Here is a 17,599-nt window from a genome sequence, read left to right as displayed (position 1 = left end):
TTTGAAAGATTTTACACATTAAGTACTATAATCTTGCATCAACAATTTTCTTATCTAACATTCCTTTTGTATCAAAGATTACAGATGATTTATTATGAGTTAGATTATTGTATTCCAGTTTTTTAAATTCAGAATGAGCAACAGCTAAAACAACCACATCATAAGTTGTACCATTTAACTCTGGAAGTAATTTAATTTTATATTCCTCTTCTACCTCCTCTTTGTGAGCCCATGGATCGTAAACATCTACATGTAACCCAAACTGTTTCAACTCATTATAAATATCAATAACCTTAGAATTCCTAATATCTGGACAGTCTTCTTTAAATGTTACTCCAAGTATTAAAGCTTTCGAACCATCAATTTTATGCCCTTTCTTAATCATCAGCTTAACAACCTTATTAGCCACAAACATTCCCATATTGTCATTAATCCTTCGGCCTGATAAAATTACCTGTGGATAATATCCTAAACTTTGTGCTTTATGTAACAAATAATAAGGATCAACACCTATGCAGTGTCCACCTACTAGTCCAGGTTTAAAGTGCAAAAAGTTCCATTTTGTAGCGGCAGCTTCTAATACCTCACTCGTGTCAATATCCATTTTATCAAAAATCAACGAAAGCTCATTTACAAATGAAATATTAACATCGCGCTGTGCATTCTCAATGGCTTTAGATGCCTCAGCAACTTTAATGGATGAAGCTAAGAAAGTTCCTGCATCAACGATACTATCATAAATAGCTTTAACCTTTTTTGCAATTTCAGGATTGCTTCCACTAACAACTTTACGAATGGTTTTTAAGGTATTTACTTTATCACCTGGATTAATTCGCTCTGGAGAATACCCGCAGAAAAAGTCAACATTGAACTTCAAACCACTTTTCTTTTCGAGAACGGGTACACAATCTTCTTCTGTACATCCGGGATAAACTGTAGATTCATAAATCACTATATCTCCCTTTTTAAGAACGGAGCCAATCATCTCGGATGCCTTAAGCAATGGCCCAAGATCAGGGTTTTTAAAATGATCGATAGGTGTAGGCACCGTTACAATAAAGATATTGCATTGCGAAATTTGATCAATCTTAGAGGCAAATTGCAACTGATCTAATTCCTTTAACTCCTTACTATCAACTTCCAAGGTTCGATCAAACCCATCAATTAACTCCTTTATCCTCCACTCACTAATATCAAAACCGACAGTAGGGTACTTTTTTCCAAACTCTACCGCTAATGGAAGCCCAACATAACCTAATCCTATAACTGCTATTTTATCTTTAACTTCAGGTTGACTCATAATAGTTTCTATAAAATGAATTTATTATTATTAAAAAAGCGTTTAACTTAAATATCAGGAAACAAAACGTTCAAGTATTCCCTTCGAGGGTTTACTCTCCGCATAGTAATTTTTATATCCTTTATTATACAAAGGACCAAATTGATCAGCAGAATCAACTGAGTTAAGGACTATTCCCATATTCTTAAACTTATTAGACAAATACAGTTCTGTAATATTTCTCAATTGTTGATAATGAGTATGATTATATCTGATAACGTACAGAGACATATCGGCAAATTTTTCAATAACCATAGCATCAGAAACCAATCCAATTGGAGGACAATCCATAAGAACATAGTCATAATTTGGAATCAGTTGGCTCATAATGATTTCCAAATCATCATTAAGTAAAAGCTCTGCAGGATCCTCAGGAACTGTTCCACATCCAATGAAAAACAAATTCTCTGATATATCACTTTGTTCGATAATCTCCTCAGCATCAGCTGTTCCTTTTAGAAAGTCGGAAAGACCTTTCTTATAACCACGTTTTAAATAATGACTAAGAGTTGGTTTCCGCAAATCAAACTCTATAAGAACAACCCTCTTTCCTGTTAAGGCTATGCTTGCTGCCAAGTTAAGCGACACAAAGCTTTTACCTTCTTCACTTACACTTGAGGTTATTAAAATGGACCTATTGGATTTCCCAATATTTAGATAATGCAGGTTAGTTCTAAGGAATTTAAATTGCTCCGAAATAACAGTTTTGCTTCCAGGTTTGACCACTAACTGTTCTTTTGATTGATTTTTCCCTATTACTCCCAATATTGGAGCCTGGGTAATGTTAGCCACCAACCTTTGATCTGTTATTTTCTCTGATTTAAACATTGATTTTGACCAGAATCTCAAAATTGGCAATACGGTTCCTAAGAAGAAGGCAATAATAAATGTTCTTATCGGCACCGGACTAATAGGCAGAATACTACTGTGAGCTGGGTCAACAACGTTGCTATCATAAACTTTTGTATCGTAAGCAAGAGCCGTTTCTTCTCTTTTTTGAAGCAAGTATATATAAAGTCCCTCCTTTAAATTCTTCTGTCTTTCAACTGTAACCAGGTTTCTCTCCTTTTGCGGCACCGACCTAATGGAAGCATCGAATTTTGAATTATTACTCAATAAGTTATTACGTGTAAGCACTAATTCATTCTTTACTTGCTGAATATCAGCATTAATACTTTCCTGGCTATTCTTTATTTGCTCATTTACAGTTTCAACCAAAGGGTTCTTTTCCCCCATACTTTGGAGTAAACGAGATCGTTCCAATTCAAGATCATTGAGCTTACCTATTTTATCTTGCAGAACTTTATTATCCAACAGCAAAGCAGATGGAATTTGCTCTCCTGTGCTAATTGAAGACCCTAAATTATCAAACATCTTCAATTGAATATCAACCTGATTCAAACGAAGGTCATTTTCCTTAACTTTTTCTAAAAGGATAGCAGATTCAGAACTTATATCTGTTATTTCTTTACTTGATTTATACTGTTCTACATCCGCTTCTGCATTTTTAAGTTCAGATGACAATAATTGTAATCTATTATCAAGGAAAGTCAACGCTTTAAATGCTTCTTTCTTTTTTACTTCTAACTTTTGCTTATTGTATTCAACTATCAAATCATTCAAAATGTCTATTCCCTTTTGAGGAACAGATTCTTCCAATGTAATATTAAAAACTGTTGCATTTTCACTTGCCGGGGCAACCATCATCTTATCTCTATAACCTTCAATTGTAACATCCCTTGTTCTAAACTGTACAATTAATTTTTTATAGCTAGGATCTACCGGATACTTAATCAGATCTACCTTTATTATTCCATAAGGAGTTGAGATCTTTTCGCCGAACTTATAAACTTTGCTGTCATTATTGGTAATTCTAAATAGACTGGAACTAACTAGGGCAATTTTTACTTTATTTTCGTAAGCCTCATCATTTAAAGAATAAGTTGTGATTCGAATTGGCGAATTATTGTATAATTCTTTATTCCTCCAGGAACTGGTTATAATACGATCAAATGTATAAGGTTCGTCTAAAAAATAAGAAACCGTTAAATTCAGATCATCAACAACATTTTCCATTAAGAACCTGGTCTTCACGATCTCCATCTCATTATCTATTAACTTACTATCATAAAATACATTTAGCTCGTCAAGAACACTTTCTTTTTTTTCAGCCTGACCTTTAGGCACTTCTTTTACTAAAATAGATGTAAGTATGTCGTATTTAGGTCGAACTATCTTTAAATAGATTAATGACAATAACAAACAGGAAGTGATCGATATTACAAACCAATACCAGTTACGTAAACATTTATTAAAGAATTCTTTTAAACCTTTTTCAGATTCGTCTATATCATGGAAGGAAGATTGATTCATTTTGAGCGCGTTTAGACAATTAAAGTTAAAATTATTTTATCGCATAAATTGCTGCAACATTTAGTAATCCAACTAATATCGTTAATACTTGATATGTTCTATTCTCACTTGCATATACTTTACGTGGACCTGGTTCTACATAAATTACATCTCCTTTGTGTAAATAATAATATGGCGAAGTAAATACGTCGGTTTTATTCAAATTAATACGGGCAAATTGTCGAACTCCATTCTCCTCTCTGATTAATAAAACATTTTCCCTTAAGCCATATATCGTTACATCGCCAGCCATACTTAATGCTTCGGTAATCGTAACCTTTTCATTGGCAATATTATACACATTTGGCCGAGCTACCTCTCCCATAACTGAAATTTTAAAGTTCAGAAATTTTACTTTCACAGTAGGATCTTTAAGATAATTAGTAAGGCGAGATTTTACCAGGTCCGATACTTCATCGGTTGTTAACCCATCTACTTTTATTGTACCTATAATAGGCAGTTCTACATTTCCGGTTTTATCTACAAGGTATCCATCTATCTGACGTAACTCAAGTGAATTTGCGTTTCCTGCAGCTGATTTAGGATTAAACATTTCAGTAGCTTCAGGACTTAAACTGGAAATTTCGATTGAAAGGATATCATTTGCCTGAACTTTGGGAATGTAGTTATTTACCGCTTGTTGAGTTGCTGTTTGGCGGGTACCAGCATCTTTAAAATAGGCAATATTCTCAGTTGAAGAACATGAAATCGCTACAAAAGAAAGCAATAGCATGAAAGTAGAGTTTAAAAGGCGCGTAAATTTCATGGTATCCGATTATGATTTAATACACAGATGTTTTTTGCTGTGTATAATCAATTTATATACCAAAGTAAGCCAGTGCTTTAGTTATTAGCCAAACTTGTCGTTTAGCTTAAATAAATTTAACAAACATAATTACCTCATTCAACCTAATATCCGGCATTAATTTAGCCTTCTATACTTAAGAAAATCAAAAATCCTAAAATCCTCATAATCAAAAACATCTTCAAATACAAAACCTTCCGTAAGTCGGATCAGTTAAAAACATGAAGACAATCTAATTGGGTATAAATTAAAAAACATGCCCTTTTTTTAAGTCATGTTCAATAAGTGTACACAAAAGAATAGTTTATTATTGGTAATGCATATTTAATAACCAATAGTTTATTGTCTCCAAAATGAAAACTTTAGATTGACCCCAATTGAATTCCATCGAATCTGATCGGCGCCTAATCCTCCTAAAGGATATTTTAAATAAGGTTCAATAGATAATTGCTTTTTGCCAAGTTTACAATCAATTCCAGCGGACATGTTTAAGGTTCGGAACCAGTCAATTCGTGAGAACAAACTTCCCGAATTATCTATATTGAGTGATTCTCGTGTTCTCACTCCAGTCCCTGTGCCGAAGGGATAGGAATAATAAGAAGCTGAATATGAATCATTCACGTAAGAATAACTACTAAATCCTCCGGAAACAAAAAATGTATAATTAGCACTTGGAAAAGCAACTCTTACATTTACAGGAAGATCAATTGCAACCATGTTTGCTTTATAACTGTCAGGACTACTCACTACACCCGGATTATCATCATAAGCATTCATTTTTGCAGCAATACTTGCTGGTAAATCTGCATTATTACCTGAAAACTCTAAAGTTTGCTGACCTAGATTTAAACCGGTATTAAGTTGAACCCTTGATGTAAGGGGAATATTTAGATCAAGTCCTGCTTTATAGCCCAAACCATTATTCTCAGTCCCATTGGCATAACTCATAAATGATCCAGCCATAACAGAATAGTCAATATTCCTCCTTCTTTTCTGTTGTGTTTCACCGGCAATGTATTCCTTTACAAATTCAGGTTTTATTTCAATTTTATTATTAAGCGCTCTAATCGGACTTCGTTCAACCAAATTTAAATCAGGATGTTGAGAAATATGCTGTGATAATTGATTAATTTCTACAGCTGGAATTTTTTCCAGTTCCTCAACGAAAGCATTTTCAATATTTTCTAAGGCCAATGCTTCTAATGCTGGAGCAGTTAATGCATTCGGTCGACCATTGTTCGCTTCCACTTTAACTTTTGATTTTGGCAACTGAATAGAAGCATGCAGTTTAGTTAAGCTTTTCGCTGATTTAGATATGTTTTTCGACTTGACAATTTTCACTTCCAACTGTGGTGAAGTGAAAATTGACTTTTGATTAGCCAAATCTAAGTTTAAAGCAAATAAAGCCAGGATTGCCGCAGTACCAGTAACCGTCCATATCCAAATAGGGATAATTCTTTTCTTTTTACTATTGGCTTTTTGCCTCTGCATTAGCAATTGATCCCATCCTTCATTGGCGGAATGATCTTCATAATTATCGAAAACACTTCGAATATGATTAGAAAGTATTTTATCAAACCGCTCTTCCATATCCTTCAGTATTAAGTTCTTCAATAAGTTTTCTTAACTTTTCTTTTGCCCGAGATAGGTACACACGTGAGCTGCTGGTTGAAATGTCCAGCATTTGGGCTATCTCTTCATGAGCGTATCCATCAATTTCATACATATTAAACACCAGGGATTGTATTTCGGGCAGTGTGTTAAGCATTTGCAAAATATCTTTATAGCCTAACAAACTAATTGCATCTGCATTTTCCCAAACAGGTTCAGTTATTTCATCAATAGGTAGCTCACATTCGGCTTTAAGCAACCTGCGCTTTTTGTCAATTGTTTGGTTAATAATAATTTGCCGTAACCAAGGCTTAAAAGGACGTTGCGAATCAAATGAATGCAACTTGTCAAAAATTTTAATGAATGCATCATTTACTATTTCCAGTGCATCCTCCCTATTAATAGCGTATCGGAGCGACACCCCCATTGCATAACTATAAAACCGCTTGTAGAGCCGTTCCTGATAACGTACTTCACCTTTTCGGCAACGTTCGATGATTTCTGAATCAGTTAATTGGCCCAGTTTTATCATTTTACAGTCGCTCTTTCCAGCATTGGTTGATACGTTAAACAATACATTCTTTCTACTAGTAATTTTGGTAAGATTTAGATATTTCTTTTCGACAAAGAAACAAAGAGTTGAGCAGACAGGCGTGTTTTTAATTTCACGCTAACAAAATTCTGACAGACATCACTGATGGTTAACAGAATCCACCTGAACTACTCAACCTTTGTATTTACAACTAATCGATTTTTTTACTTTGCTGAGCTTATTGGGCTATACACCATAAACCCTTTGTTCTTTGCATAAATAATAACCGAATTGGTTTTTATTTCGTACAGATATCCGGCTTTCAAAAACACCAATGCTGCTTTGTCAAGAACTGGAGTAGCGTTATCCGGAGTAATTGTTCCAGGTGTTAACTTGTAGCTACCATCTAATTTATACGAACCAGCGAAGGCAACCTCTTCCGGTTTACCGGTAAATGATGCAAGGTTTTTCGACTTATCAAATGAAATTGACAGTGTACTTTTAGACAATGTTGTAGTTGCAGAATCTTTACCCGTTTTATCAAAATAATGCAATTCGGTTAATTTCCACGAGCCAGTAGGAATTACTGCTGTTGGCTTAGGATCATCATTATTGTTACATGCTGTAAACGCAAACGCTATTATTACTAAGGCTATTAATTTAGTTTTCATGTGTTCTCTTTTTTAATACTGTTTTTTAATTGGTCCGACACCGGACGAGAGCACCAACCTGTCGACAGAAGGCTTATAACAATTGATCTTACTCCGCGAAAGCAAAACCGCCTGTTATATCAGCCATTACGCTATCATTTTGATAAACGCTACAGCAACTATTAAAAAAGATCAACAAAAAATCATAATGAATTAATTTTCAGATGTTTATTTTTCAAAAAAAAGTAGGGAATTTTTCAATAAAAAAAGGCCGACTGGATTGTCGACCTTTTACTTGGGTAGCGGGAACCAGACTCGAACTGATGACCTTCGGGTTATGAGCCCGACGAGCTACCAACTGCTCCATCCCGCACTATTGTTTTATTTAAAGACTTGAACGGTCATAACTCCTCTTTAAAAGAGTCAAGTCTTAAAAAAGAAAGGTCGACGACGTGTCGACCTTTTCTTGGGTAGCGGGGACCAGACTCGAACTGATGACCTTCGGGTTATGAGCCCGACGAGCTACCAACTGCTCCACCCCGCACTATTTAATTTTGGGAATATTTGGCGTTCATTACTCGCCCTCCCTTTTGGGACTGCAAAGATAGAAATGATTATTAATTCCACAAAAATTATTTTTAAAAAAAAGCAAACCGTATCTTTGCGACCGGAGTTGCAAAAATGATTCGATAATGGTCAGCAAATGCAACTGATTAATTTTCAAGTCAATCACTAAAAATGATTGAGATTACCTTAAATCAATAAAATGGAACATAAAGCAGGATTTGTAAGCATTGTTGGAAAACCCAACGCAGGCAAATCAACCTTGATGAATATTTTGGTAGGCGAACGAATGTCGATTATCACTCACAAGGCCCAAACTACCCGTCACCGCATCATTGGAATTATCAATGATGAACACTCTCAAATCATTTTTTCAGACACACCCGGTATCATTCAGCCTAAATATGGTCTTCAAAAGTCCATGATGTCGGCAGTAAATGAATCTTTTTTAGATGCTGATGTTTTGCTTGTTGTAACCGATATCAACGAAAAACATGACGAGACAGATCTTATTGAAAAAGTGAAAAAATATGATGGCCCGGTAGTGGTTTTGATCAACAAGGTAGATCAATCTAACCAGGAAGAAGTAACTAAAAAGTTTGAGTACTGGCAAAAGGAGCTAAATCCTACAGCGATTATCCCAATCTCTGCCTTAAAAGATTTTAACACTGGGGCTATAATCAACTTTATTCGCGAGCACTTACCTGTTCATCCGCCTTATTATGACAAGGAAGAACTTACCGACCGTTCGGAACGCTTTTTTGTTGCTGAGATGATCAGGGAACAAATTTTTAAATGCTGCGAAAAGGAAGTGCCTTATAGTTCAGAAGTAGTCATTGTTTCGTTTAAAGAAGGAGACGATCTACACAGGATAAGTGCGGAAATTATTGTGGAACGCGAAACACAAAAAGCAATTATCATTGGCAAGGGAGGCACTATGTTGAAAAAAATTGCATCAGCGGCCCGATACGATATAGAGAAGTTCCTGGACAAAAAAGTTTTTCTGGAAGTTTTTGTAAAAGTCCTAGATGATTGGCGTAACAAAGATAACTACCTGAAAAGGTTCGGTTATGAGGGTTAAGCTTTAAAATCAATGCACAGTAAAAGTTTGATTTTACAATAACCACTTAGGAGCATAAGTACTCCTGATTTTAATAAACACATTTAATAATTACATCATATCAGACAACCTTTTTGGGTGTCTGAATCATGATTTTTGACTCGATAAGTATGAGTAATATAGTAGCTATAGTTGGCCGCCCCAATGTGGGAAAATCGACCTTGTTTAATCGTTTAACTGAAAGTCGTAAAGCAATTGTAGATGATATGAGCGGAGTTACCCGCGACAGACATTACGGAAAAGCTGAATGGCTTAATAACGAATTTATTGTCATTGACACCGGCGGATATGTAGCCAATTCTGAAGATGTCTTTGAAACAGCAATCCGAGAGCAGGTGATTATTGCCATTGAAGAAGCTTCCATCATTATTTTCATGGTTGACGTAACGACCGGCATTACCGATTTAGAAGACGATATTGCTAACATACTTCGTCGATCGAAAAAACCGGTGTTTGTTGTTGCCAATAAAGTTGACAATAACATGCTGGTGCATGAATCGGCGGTATTCCATTCATTTGGATTAGGAGACATTTACAATATTTCTTCGATGACAGGCAGTGGAACCGGTGAATTACTGGACGACATTGTGGCAAAGTTTGAAAAAGAAACCGAAGATGAAACTTCAAACCTGCCGAAATTTGCGATCGTTGGTCGCCCGAATGTGGGAAAATCCTCTATTATCAATGCCTTTTTAGGACACGACAGAAACATTGTTACCCCAGTTGCTGGAACTACAAGAGATTCGATACATATTCATTACAAGCAATTTGGACATGAGTTCATGTTGATTGATACAGCAGGTTTACGCAAAAAAACCAAAGTAAAAGAGAACATTGAGTTCTACTCTGTAATGCGTACAATCAAGGCTCTGGAAGAAGCTGATGTATGTATCTTGATGGTTGATGCAACTTCAGGTCTTGAATCACAAGATATCAACATCTTTCACTTAGCTGAAAAGAACCGCAAAGGCATCGTTATTTTGGTTAACAAATGGGACTTGATTGAAAAAGACCATAAAACCATTAAGAAGTTTGAGGATGCTATTAGAGAAAAAACTGCTCCATTTACCGATATTCCTATTGTTTTCACATCGGTGCTTGAGAAACAACGGATTTTTAAAGCTATAGAAGTAGCTCAGCAAGTATTTGAAAACAGAGCGAAGAAAATTCCTACTTCAAAACTAAATGATGTTATGCTGGAAGTAATTGAGCGTTATCCACCTCCTGCATTAAAGGGTAAATTTGTTAAGATTAAATATATTACCCAGTTACCTGGTTCTGCTCCTACATTCGCGTTCTTCTGTAACTTACCCCAGTATGTTAAGGAACCTTACAAACGTTACTTGGAAAACCAGTTACGAGAAAACTTTGACTTCAAGGGAGTGCCTGTGACGATTTACTTCCGTCAAAAATAAAGCAACAGATTGATAAGGATAAAGCAAACTATTTAACTTTTCTTTATCCTTTTTTCTTGTTGATTTACAGCAGTTAAGCCTTTACATTCAGATGCTATTCAACTAACTATTAGAACTTTAATGAAACTATTTTTGCATAATTAAAATCTTATTACTTACCTTTGCAGCCGATTTAAAAATCTAATTAAGAAGAAACAAAATGAAAAAAGTATTTGCATTATTATTAGCTGCTGGTGTATTTGCAGTTGTTGCATGTGGTGAAGGTAAAAAAGCTGAAGGTTCAGCAGATTCAGCTCAAGTTGATTCAGCTCAAGCTGCTACTGTTGATTCATTAGCTAACGCTGTTGACACTACTGCTAAAGCAGTTGATTCAGCTAAAGTTGATACTCTTAAGAAGTAATTCTAAAACCATAAAAAATCCCGTCTTGGTAAACCGAGACGGGATTTTTTTTATGTTTACTATTTTATAGAAACATTACCTGCTACCGATTCGGCTGAATCATGGATAGATCGTAACACAATCTGATCTTTACTGTTAAGAACTTTGTAATACCCCTCATCACTCCATAACCTTCGGGCTACCATCGCCTTTACCTGATTCTTTATCAAGCCTTTGCTTCGTTTTACATCTTCTTCATTTACAGGTATCTTTTGTTCTCTCGCTTCTTTAAAGAGCTGTTTCAGATCGTCATCAGAAACTTCGAATTTGGCTACAAAATCATTCAAAGAACTAAATGAGTTCAGTTTTTCCTGGTTGTAGTCCAGATAATCATAAGCAAAATCAACAATAAGTCCTTTATAAGATAAATAGCTGTATAATGCTGAATTTTCCGATGTATCAATAGGAATAAACTCATCCGGCATTATACCTCCTCCTCCATATACTGTTTTTCCCGAACGGGTAACAAACTTCTGCGAATTGAGAAAAGCAATTTTATTGCTATCTGCATTCAGCAGTTCCCCGTGCTTCATTCGATCGCCTACTTCATTGCGGTAATCATTAACACCATTAGCATATGATTTTTGTATACATCGACCTAAAGGAGTATAATATCGGGCAATTGTCAATCTTAATGCCGAACCATCGGGAAACATCACCTGATCTTGCACTAGTCCTTTTCCAAATGATCGTCTGCCAATAATCATTGCGCGTTCCGTATCCTGCAAAGCTCCTGCAACTATTTCACTCGCTGATGCTGAATTTTCATCTATTAATACTACTAAATTCCCTTGCTCAAATTCACCAGAACCAGTTGCAAAATACTGCTCTTTCGACTGTTTCCTGCCTTGGGTATAAACAATGAGCTGACCGTTAGGCAAGAACTCATCGGCAATGGCAATAGCTGCCCTTAAGTATCCTCCACCGTTTCCACGTAGATCAAGAACCAGACTCTTTAATCCATTCTGCTTCAACCTGTCCATCGCCATTAAGAATTCTTTATGCGTGGTGGCAGCAAACCTGCTAATTTTAATATAGCCGGTTTCACCATTTAACATATAAGCGGTTTCAATACTATTAAAAGGAACTTTGCCCCTTTTTACTTGAATGTGAGATATTTTGGCAACAGGAGACCTTAATATACCCAAATCAATGATAGTACCCGAGGGTCCACGTAAACTCTTAAAAAGTTCCCCATTGGGCATTCCCACAATCGACTTTCCATCTACATCAATAATCTTATCTCCTGATTTTAAACCAGCTTCTTCGGCAGGCCCTTCTCGCACTATATCAACAATCAGCAATGTATCTCTTTGAATATGAAACTCTATTCCAATGCCTTCAAAGTTTCCCTCCAATGATTCCGTTAGTGCCTTAAATTCTTGTGGATTTACATATTGAGAATGGGGGTCGAGTTTTGACATGATCGCGTCTATTGATTCCTGCTCCAATTTTCCTACATCAACCGAGTCGACATATCGATCTTGGATCACTTGTAATATTCGCCCCATCTTGTCAATTGGTCGCGAAGCAAACGGAAAGCTAAAGTTCAGTTCAGAAGTAGATGTATTGCTCATCCGCGATCCGACAATCATACCACAAGCCATCATTATTGCTGAGAGCAATGCGAAACGTAAATTACTTTTAGTGGTGCCCATAAAATTCAATCAGGTTCAAATTAATACAATTTATATTCCGCTCTTGTTCTAAAAATTAATAAAAGTATTGCAGAAAATTACTGATGCAGTTACCAATATGATTCGAAAATGTACAAAATTCCACAAATAGCTTATTTTTCATTATGATTTGATTGTGGCAATACAGAACTTTACCCCTGAAATTAAAACTACATTTATGCAAAGAATTACTGAATCTGATTCAAAGTACGAACATTTGGAAAAGATGTCGGTTAGTGAGCTTCTTCAAAACATCAATAATGAAGACAAAACTGTACCTTTTGCCGTTGAAAAAGCAATACCAAACATTGAGGCCTTAGTAAATGCCATTGTTGAACGTATGCTAACCGGAGGTAGGTTATTTTATATTGGAGCAGGCACCAGTGGCCGTTTAGGCGTTGTAGATGCATCAGAGTGCCCTCCTACTTATGGAGTACCTCATGATTTGGTTATTGGAATTATTGCAGGTGGTGACTCGGCTATCAGAAAAGCCGTTGAATTTGCAGAAGATGATGAAAAACAGGCTTGGATAGATCTTAAACCGTATAAAATCAACCCAAAAGATACTTTAATTGGCATTGCTGCTTCGGGCACAACACCCTATGTAATCGGGGGATTACAGGAGGCCAACAAGCATGGTGTATTAACGGGTTGTATAGTTTGTAACGCAAACAGTTTGGTGGCTGCAGAAGCGCAATTTCCGGTGGAAGTAATTGTTGGACCCGAGTTTGTAACCGGATCTACCCGTATGAAATCAGGAACAGCGCAGAAACTTGTCCTGAACATGATATCGACCTCGGTAATGATTAAGCTGGGCAGGGTTAAAGGAAACAAAATGGTTGATATGCAGTTAAGCAATCATAAGCTGGTTGACCGAGGTATAAATATGGTAATGAATGCCACAGGGGCCAACAAAGAAGTTGCTGAAAGGCTGTTGAACGAATACGGCAGCGTACGAAAAGCAGTAGAGAATTACAACAATTAAAATTATTAATGCACGATATAGAACCATATTACAATTGGCGTGATTACTACGTGGCTTCGGAAGACAAGCTATCGCCGTTCTATAACCGTGAGTACAGTGAATTTTATTTTGATAAAACAGTATATAACTACTACATACATCCCCAATGGGACTCTTTTGGATCAAACACTCTTTACCTAAAGGTTCTTTACGCCGACTACCTGCGCAGCTATTGCATAATTGAATTGATTGGCGAATGGAATGACTGCATTAACAATGATATTATGCTGTTAAAGCGGGAAATTCTTGAAGATATTATGGCTGAAGGAATCAACAAATTTATTCTGTTAGGTGAAAATGTACTCAATTTTCACGGATCGGATGATTCTTATTATGAAGAATGGTATCAGGAAGTGGAAGACGGATGGATTGTTATGGTTAATTTCAGGGAACATGTAATTCAGGAGATGAAAAACCATGGACTTGATTATTATCTGAATTTGGGCGGAGAGCTAGACAACTTTAGTTGGCGAGCATTAAAACCAACGCAGCTATTTAAAAACATCGATTCGATGATGACAAAGCGATTGGGAATGTAAATACAAAACGCCCGGGATAGTGCTAAAACTACCCGGGCGTTCTTTTTTTAAAAAATTCTATTGCATTGTTCTTTGAAGTTCTTCCCCATCAACGGTCATTTTCCATGTTCCGCTTTCTTCATGAGGAGGTTTACTAACCACAAAAGTGGTAGTAATTCCAAGAGCGCCAACTACAAAATTATTCCCTGCAAATTTTTGCAATGGACCATTTACACTTTTAGTACTTCCACCTTCCATGCGTTCATATTCCACACTTCCATCTTTGGTAATTACTAATTTCATTGAAAGTGATTCCCATCTGCCCACATAATTCATTTTGTCTTTTGGAATTCCTGGGCTTTTAATGTTACATGCACTCATTAAAATAGTGAATAATACAATAAGTATTTTTGATTTCATTTTAATGTATTTAGATGTTTTACTAAAATTGATTGACTTCTATTTAACTAATAATTAAAAATATTAAAAAATAAACAGTTATTATTCTTTAAATAATCTTAAGCTTATATTTGATCTCGCTTTTATTAAAGCAATTAACATTTACCTTTTTTAATCATCCTTGATTTTTTGCTATATGAAAAGACTTTACATTATCATTTTTGCAATACTAACAATTCCATTTTACACATCAGCTCAAAGTAACTTTGTTTCTGGATATGTCATTAAATTTAATGGTGATACTATCAAAGGCATGATAGATAATCGTGAATGGAACAATACTCCTAATAAAATCGTGTTTAAGAACGAATCTGAAAGCAGTTATAAAGCAACAGATATTTTAGGTTTTGGCACCACCAATGAGAATTATAAAAGCTTTAAACTGGATGTTACCCTTAATAAAAAGAATCAGCATGATCTGGTTGCCGATCAAGACCCTGTGGTTACAAAAGACACAACACTTTTCTTAAGGTTTTTAGTAAAAAGTGATTATGATGTTTATGTTTTGGTGGATAAGAATGACATCACCCATTTTTATATAATGCAAGGTAAAAAACCAACAGAACTGGTTCATTTTCAAAAGTTAATCACTGTAAATCAATCACCCTATTTAGTTGAAAACAATACTTTCAGAGATCAATTGACCGAGATTCTTAAAGCGGACAAGGCGTTGGCATGGAAGATCAAGAAAATGGGTTATTACGAAGATGAAATTGTCAACATTTTCAAGCATTATAATAAATCGAAGGGAATAAATGAATTAGGAAAGCAGCCCAAAAACCTCAATGAACGACTTATTGACTACAATATTATTGCAGGATTAGCTAACTCAAGCACATCAATTTATTATACTAGCGGCTGGGACAGAAGGGATTACAAACTAAACAATTCTGCTTCTCCTGTTATTGGTGCAGGCATAACTCTTTATCTGCCTCGCAGTCGGAGACAATTATCTTTTGACAATCAGTTGTTCTACTCGAACTATAGTCTGGAGTCGCCAAAGTATGCAGCTCCATCATATCTTAATGCATACAGTTTAATGAAATACAGTGCCCAGTATTTAAAAATGCAGAATATTTTCAGATATCAGTATCCCAAAGGCTTGATTAGACCTTATGTAGGTGCAGGAATGAGCTTCGGTTTATTGCTTTCATCAAAATCAACCTTTATTGGTAGTTTTTTAAGCACCAAACCGGTACCTAGACCAGTAGGGAGGGACCTTAAATCATTTGAGCCTGGTTTTGCATTTTTATTGGGTACTACATTTAACAGATTTAGGTTGGAGTTGCACAATGATTTTGGAATCAACCGAATTAATGTGACTTATTACCAGCTTAATCTGTGTTACAGATTAAACTAAAAGATAAAAGGGGCCGTAAAGCCCCTTTTATCTTTTATAACTTATATAGCTATTCATCTTCTTTACCCATGAAGCTGGCTTTTTTACCGTGCTTCAGCACTTTAGCTTCTAAAAAGAAAATTATTTCTTCAGCAATATTGGTAATATGATCGCCTATCCGCTCCAACTTTCGAATGATGGTTAGCAGATATAAAGCCTGCATAACGTTATCAATATTTCCTCTAATATGTTCTGCAATCAAATCGGCTGCCGCCCTGTTAATATCATCCAGAATGCTATCCATACTAAAAACTGTTCTGGCTAGCTTAGCATTACGTTCACTGTAAGCCCTGTTTGATGCATTCAACATCAACTTTACTGTTTCGGCCATTTCATGAAAACGACACTCTTCCAATAGCTGCTTATCAAAACCTTTTTCTGCTTCAATTACATAATGGGCAATTCCCTCGGCATTATCGCCGATTCGCTCCAGGTTATAATTTATCTTTAATGTGGCAAAAACAAAGCGCATATCCTGCGCAAACGGATTTAACAGTGTAAAGATATTCTCGCAGTCCTTATCAATTTTCAACTCATAGGCGTTAACACGCTTTTCGTTGAAGATCACCTCCCTTCCCAATCCTTTATCTTCATCTAACAACGACGAAATACATTTCTCGACCTGGCCTTCTACTAAACTAGCCATATCGTTCATCTGATAAAACAACTTTTGCAGTTCTTCTTCTAAATGTGTCATACTAAATGTGTCATAAAAATGCGATTAAAAACGCAAAGTATTTTTTAGGCAATAGTCCATAGACCCTAGCCACTACTAGTTAATTAAAAAACCATGGGCTATTAACCATGGACCAAGGAGAACCCAACCATCAACCAAATCGGCCGGTTACATAATTTTGTGTAGCCTCTTTAGCAGGATTTGTAAAGATGTTTGAAGTTTCATCGTACTCAATCAGCTCGCCGAGATAAAAGAATGCTGTATTATCGCTAACACGAGCCGCCTGTTGCATATTATGTGTTACAATAACAATGGTATACCGATCTTTTAGATCATGGATCAACTCTTCAATTTTAGCAGTAGAAATTGGGTCCAGTGCTGATGCCGGTTCATCCATTAATATTACTGAAGGTTCAACAGCAAGCGTACGGGCAATACATAAACGTTGTTGCTGACCGCCTGATAATGCTAAAGCCGATTTCTTTAAATCATCTTTTACTTCATCCCATAATGCGGCTTGGCGCAATGATTTTTCAACTGTTTCATCAAGATATTTCTTGTGAGAAATTCCGTTTATTCTTAAGCCGTAAGCAACGTTCTCATAAATAGATTTGGGAAATGGATTAGGCTTTTGAAATACCATTCCAATCTTTTTACGATGGTCTACAACATTAATTCTATTCTTATAAATATCTCGCCCGTCAATTAATATTTCTCCTTCAACACGGCAATTATCTATAAGGTCGTTCATACGGTTAAAGCAACGTAAGAAAGTTGATTTACCGCAACCCGAAGGACCAATAAATGCAGTAACGCTATTCGCTTTTATGCCCATACTGATACCTTTCAACGCATGCTTTTCACCATAGTGGAGATTAACGTCTTTAGCTTCTAACTTATTCATTTCTATTCATGGTTCATTGTTTATAGTACTGTTTATTTTTAGTTCATAACTACTAC

16 protein-coding genes and 2 tRNA genes are annotated in these 17,599 nt (G+C 35.8%); 6 read left to right on the top strand and 12 right to left on the bottom strand.

Annotation, left to right across the window (positions count from 1 at the left end):
- Positions 1–25 precede the first annotated feature (25 nt).
- The 8 genes from NF867_RS12295 to NF867_RS12260 form a co-directional block, all read right to left on the bottom strand.
- Positions 26–1,300: a nucleotide sugar dehydrogenase gene (locus NF867_RS12295; protein WP_252588296.1), complete on the bottom strand. Its 1,275-nt coding sequence runs from the start codon at positions 1,298–1,300 to the stop codon at positions 26–28.
- A gap of 54 nt (positions 1,301–1,354) precedes the next feature.
- On the bottom strand, positions 1,355–3,712 hold the full coding sequence (locus tag NF867_RS12290) for a GumC family protein (protein ID WP_252588295.1): 2,358 nt from the start codon (positions 3,710–3,712) through the stop codon (positions 1,355–1,357).
- Positions 3,713–3,743: 31 nt separating this feature from the next.
- Entirely contained in the window at positions 3,744–4,517 is a 774-nt protein-coding gene (locus NF867_RS12285; RefSeq protein ID WP_252588294.1) for a polysaccharide biosynthesis/export family protein, read from the bottom strand.
- A gap of 378 nt (positions 4,518–4,895) precedes the next feature.
- On the bottom strand, positions 4,896–6,146 hold the full coding sequence (locus NF867_RS12280; RefSeq protein ID WP_252588293.1) for an outer membrane beta-barrel protein: 1,251 nt from the start codon (positions 6,144–6,146) through the stop codon (positions 4,896–4,898).
- The gene (locus NF867_RS12275) at positions 6,130–6,741 is read right to left on the bottom strand and encodes an RNA polymerase sigma factor (RefSeq protein WP_341870047.1); all 612 of its coding nucleotides are present in this window, start codon (positions 6,739–6,741) and stop codon (positions 6,130–6,132) included. Before NF867_RS12275 ends, NF867_RS12280 begins: the two co-directional genes overlap by 17 nt.
- Before the next feature lie 182 nt (positions 6,742–6,923).
- Positions 6,924–7,370: a hypothetical protein gene (locus tag NF867_RS12270; protein ID WP_252588292.1), complete on the bottom strand. Its 447-nt coding sequence runs from the start codon at positions 7,368–7,370 to the stop codon at positions 6,924–6,926.
- 275 nt (positions 7,371–7,645) lie between these two features.
- A tRNA-Met gene (locus tag NF867_RS12265) sits at positions 7,646–7,722 on the bottom strand.
- A 94-nt stretch (positions 7,723–7,816) separates the two neighbouring features.
- Positions 7,817–7,893: transfer RNA gene (locus NF867_RS12260), tRNA-Met, on the bottom strand.
- A 222-nt stretch (positions 7,894–8,115) separates the two neighbouring features.
- Between NF867_RS12260 and era the strand changes: the two genes are divergently transcribed.
- The 3 genes from era (at position 8,116) to NF867_RS12245 (ending at position 10,848) form a co-directional block, all read left to right on the top strand.
- A complete protein-coding gene (era, locus tag NF867_RS12255) occupies positions 8,116–8,994 on the top strand; it encodes a GTPase Era (RefSeq protein WP_252588291.1) in 879 nt (292 codons plus the stop codon).
- Positions 8,995–9,143: 149 nt separating this feature from the next.
- Positions 9,144–10,448, top strand: coding sequence for a ribosome biogenesis GTPase Der (gene der / locus NF867_RS12250; protein WP_252588290.1), 1,305 nt, complete (start codon positions 9,144–9,146; stop codon positions 10,446–10,448).
- A gap of 199 nt (positions 10,449–10,647) precedes the next feature.
- Positions 10,648–10,848, top strand: a complete 201-nt coding sequence (locus NF867_RS12245; RefSeq protein ID WP_103789711.1) for a PG1828 family lipoprotein — start codon at positions 10,648–10,650, stop codon at positions 10,846–10,848.
- Positions 10,849–10,907: 59 nt separating this feature from the next.
- On the opposite strand, the gene NF867_RS12240 is transcribed toward NF867_RS12245, so the two are convergent.
- Positions 10,908–12,545: a S41 family peptidase gene (locus NF867_RS12240; protein ID WP_252588289.1), complete on the bottom strand. Its 1,638-nt coding sequence runs from the start codon at positions 12,543–12,545 to the stop codon at positions 10,908–10,910.
- Positions 12,546–12,741: 196 nt separating this feature from the next.
- Between NF867_RS12240 and murQ the strand changes: the two genes are divergently transcribed.
- Complete coding sequence (murQ, locus tag NF867_RS12235) at positions 12,742–13,548, top strand: N-acetylmuramic acid 6-phosphate etherase (protein WP_252588288.1); 807 nt, start codon at positions 12,742–12,744, stop codon at positions 13,546–13,548.
- A gap of 8 nt (positions 13,549–13,556) precedes the next feature.
- A complete protein-coding gene (locus tag NF867_RS12230; protein WP_252588287.1) occupies positions 13,557–14,126 on the top strand; it encodes a hypothetical protein in 570 nt (189 codons plus the stop codon).
- A 57-nt stretch (positions 14,127–14,183) separates the two neighbouring features.
- On the opposite strand, the gene NF867_RS12225 is transcribed toward NF867_RS12230, so the two are convergent.
- Positions 14,184–14,525: a hypothetical protein gene (locus tag NF867_RS12225; protein WP_252588286.1), complete on the bottom strand. Its 342-nt coding sequence runs from the start codon at positions 14,523–14,525 to the stop codon at positions 14,184–14,186.
- 175 nt (positions 14,526–14,700) lie between these two features.
- Here NF867_RS12225 and NF867_RS12220 point away from each other — a divergent pair, with 175 nt between their 5' ends.
- Entirely contained in the window at positions 14,701–15,924 is a 1,224-nt protein-coding gene (locus NF867_RS12220; RefSeq protein WP_252588285.1) for a hypothetical protein, read from the top strand.
- 49 nt (positions 15,925–15,973) lie between these two features.
- On the opposite strand, the gene phoU is transcribed toward NF867_RS12220, so the two are convergent.
- Entirely contained in the window at positions 15,974–16,660 is a 687-nt protein-coding gene (phoU, locus tag NF867_RS12215; protein ID WP_252588284.1) for a phosphate signaling complex protein PhoU, read from the bottom strand.
- A 130-nt stretch (positions 16,661–16,790) separates the two neighbouring features.
- A complete protein-coding gene (gene pstB / locus NF867_RS12210) occupies positions 16,791–17,543 on the bottom strand; it encodes a phosphate ABC transporter ATP-binding protein PstB (protein ID WP_252588283.1) in 753 nt (250 codons plus the stop codon).
- Positions 17,544–17,599 lie beyond the last annotated feature (56 nt).

The sequence above is a fragment of the Solitalea agri genome, assembly GCF_023914155.1.
Lineage (GTDB): Bacteria > Bacteroidota > Bacteroidia > Sphingobacteriales > Sphingobacteriaceae > Solitalea > Solitalea agri.
Note: the sequence above shows the minus strand (reverse complement) of the source record. Positions and strands in the feature narration are given on the sequence as shown.

Coding starts and splice junctions, on each gene's coding strand:
- NF867_RS12290 (WP_252588295.1), bottom strand. CDS start 3,712: ATGAATCAATCTTCCTTCCATGATATAGACGAATCTGAAAAAGGTTTA.
- pstB (WP_252588283.1), bottom strand. CDS start 17,543: ATGAATAAGTTAGAAGCTAAAGACGTTAATCTCCACTATGGTGAAAAG.
- NF867_RS12295 (WP_252588296.1), bottom strand. CDS start 1,300: ATGAGTCAACCTGAAGTTAAAGATAAAATAGCAGTTATAGGATTAGGT.
- NF867_RS12245 (WP_103789711.1), top strand. CDS start 10,648: ATGAAAAAAGTATTTGCATTATTATTAGCTGCTGGTGTATTTGCAGTT.
- phoU (WP_252588284.1), bottom strand. CDS start 16,660: ATGACACATTTAGAAGAAGAACTGCAAAAGTTGTTTTATCAGATGAAC.
- NF867_RS12280 (WP_252588293.1), bottom strand. CDS start 6,146: ATGGAAGAGCGGTTTGATAAAATACTTTCTAATCATATTCGAAGTGTT.
- NF867_RS12230 (WP_252588287.1), top strand. CDS start 13,557: ATGCACGATATAGAACCATATTACAATTGGCGTGATTACTACGTGGCT.
- NF867_RS12240 (WP_252588289.1), bottom strand. CDS start 12,545: ATGGGCACCACTAAAAGTAATTTACGTTTCGCATTGCTCTCAGCAATA.
- NF867_RS12270 (WP_252588292.1), bottom strand. CDS start 7,370: ATGAAAACTAAATTAATAGCCTTAGTAATAATAGCGTTTGCGTTTACA.
- era (WP_252588291.1), top strand. CDS start 8,116: ATGGAACATAAAGCAGGATTTGTAAGCATTGTTGGAAAACCCAACGCA.
- der (WP_252588290.1), top strand. CDS start 9,144: ATGAGTAATATAGTAGCTATAGTTGGCCGCCCCAATGTGGGAAAATCG.
- NF867_RS12285 (WP_252588294.1), bottom strand. CDS start 4,517: ATGAAATTTACGCGCCTTTTAAACTCTACTTTCATGCTATTGCTTTCT.
- NF867_RS12220 (WP_252588285.1), top strand. CDS start 14,701: ATGAAAAGACTTTACATTATCATTTTTGCAATACTAACAATTCCATTT.
- NF867_RS12225 (WP_252588286.1), bottom strand. CDS start 14,525: ATGAAATCAAAAATACTTATTGTATTATTCACTATTTTAATGAGTGCA.
- murQ (WP_252588288.1), top strand. CDS start 12,742: ATGCAAAGAATTACTGAATCTGATTCAAAGTACGAACATTTGGAAAAG.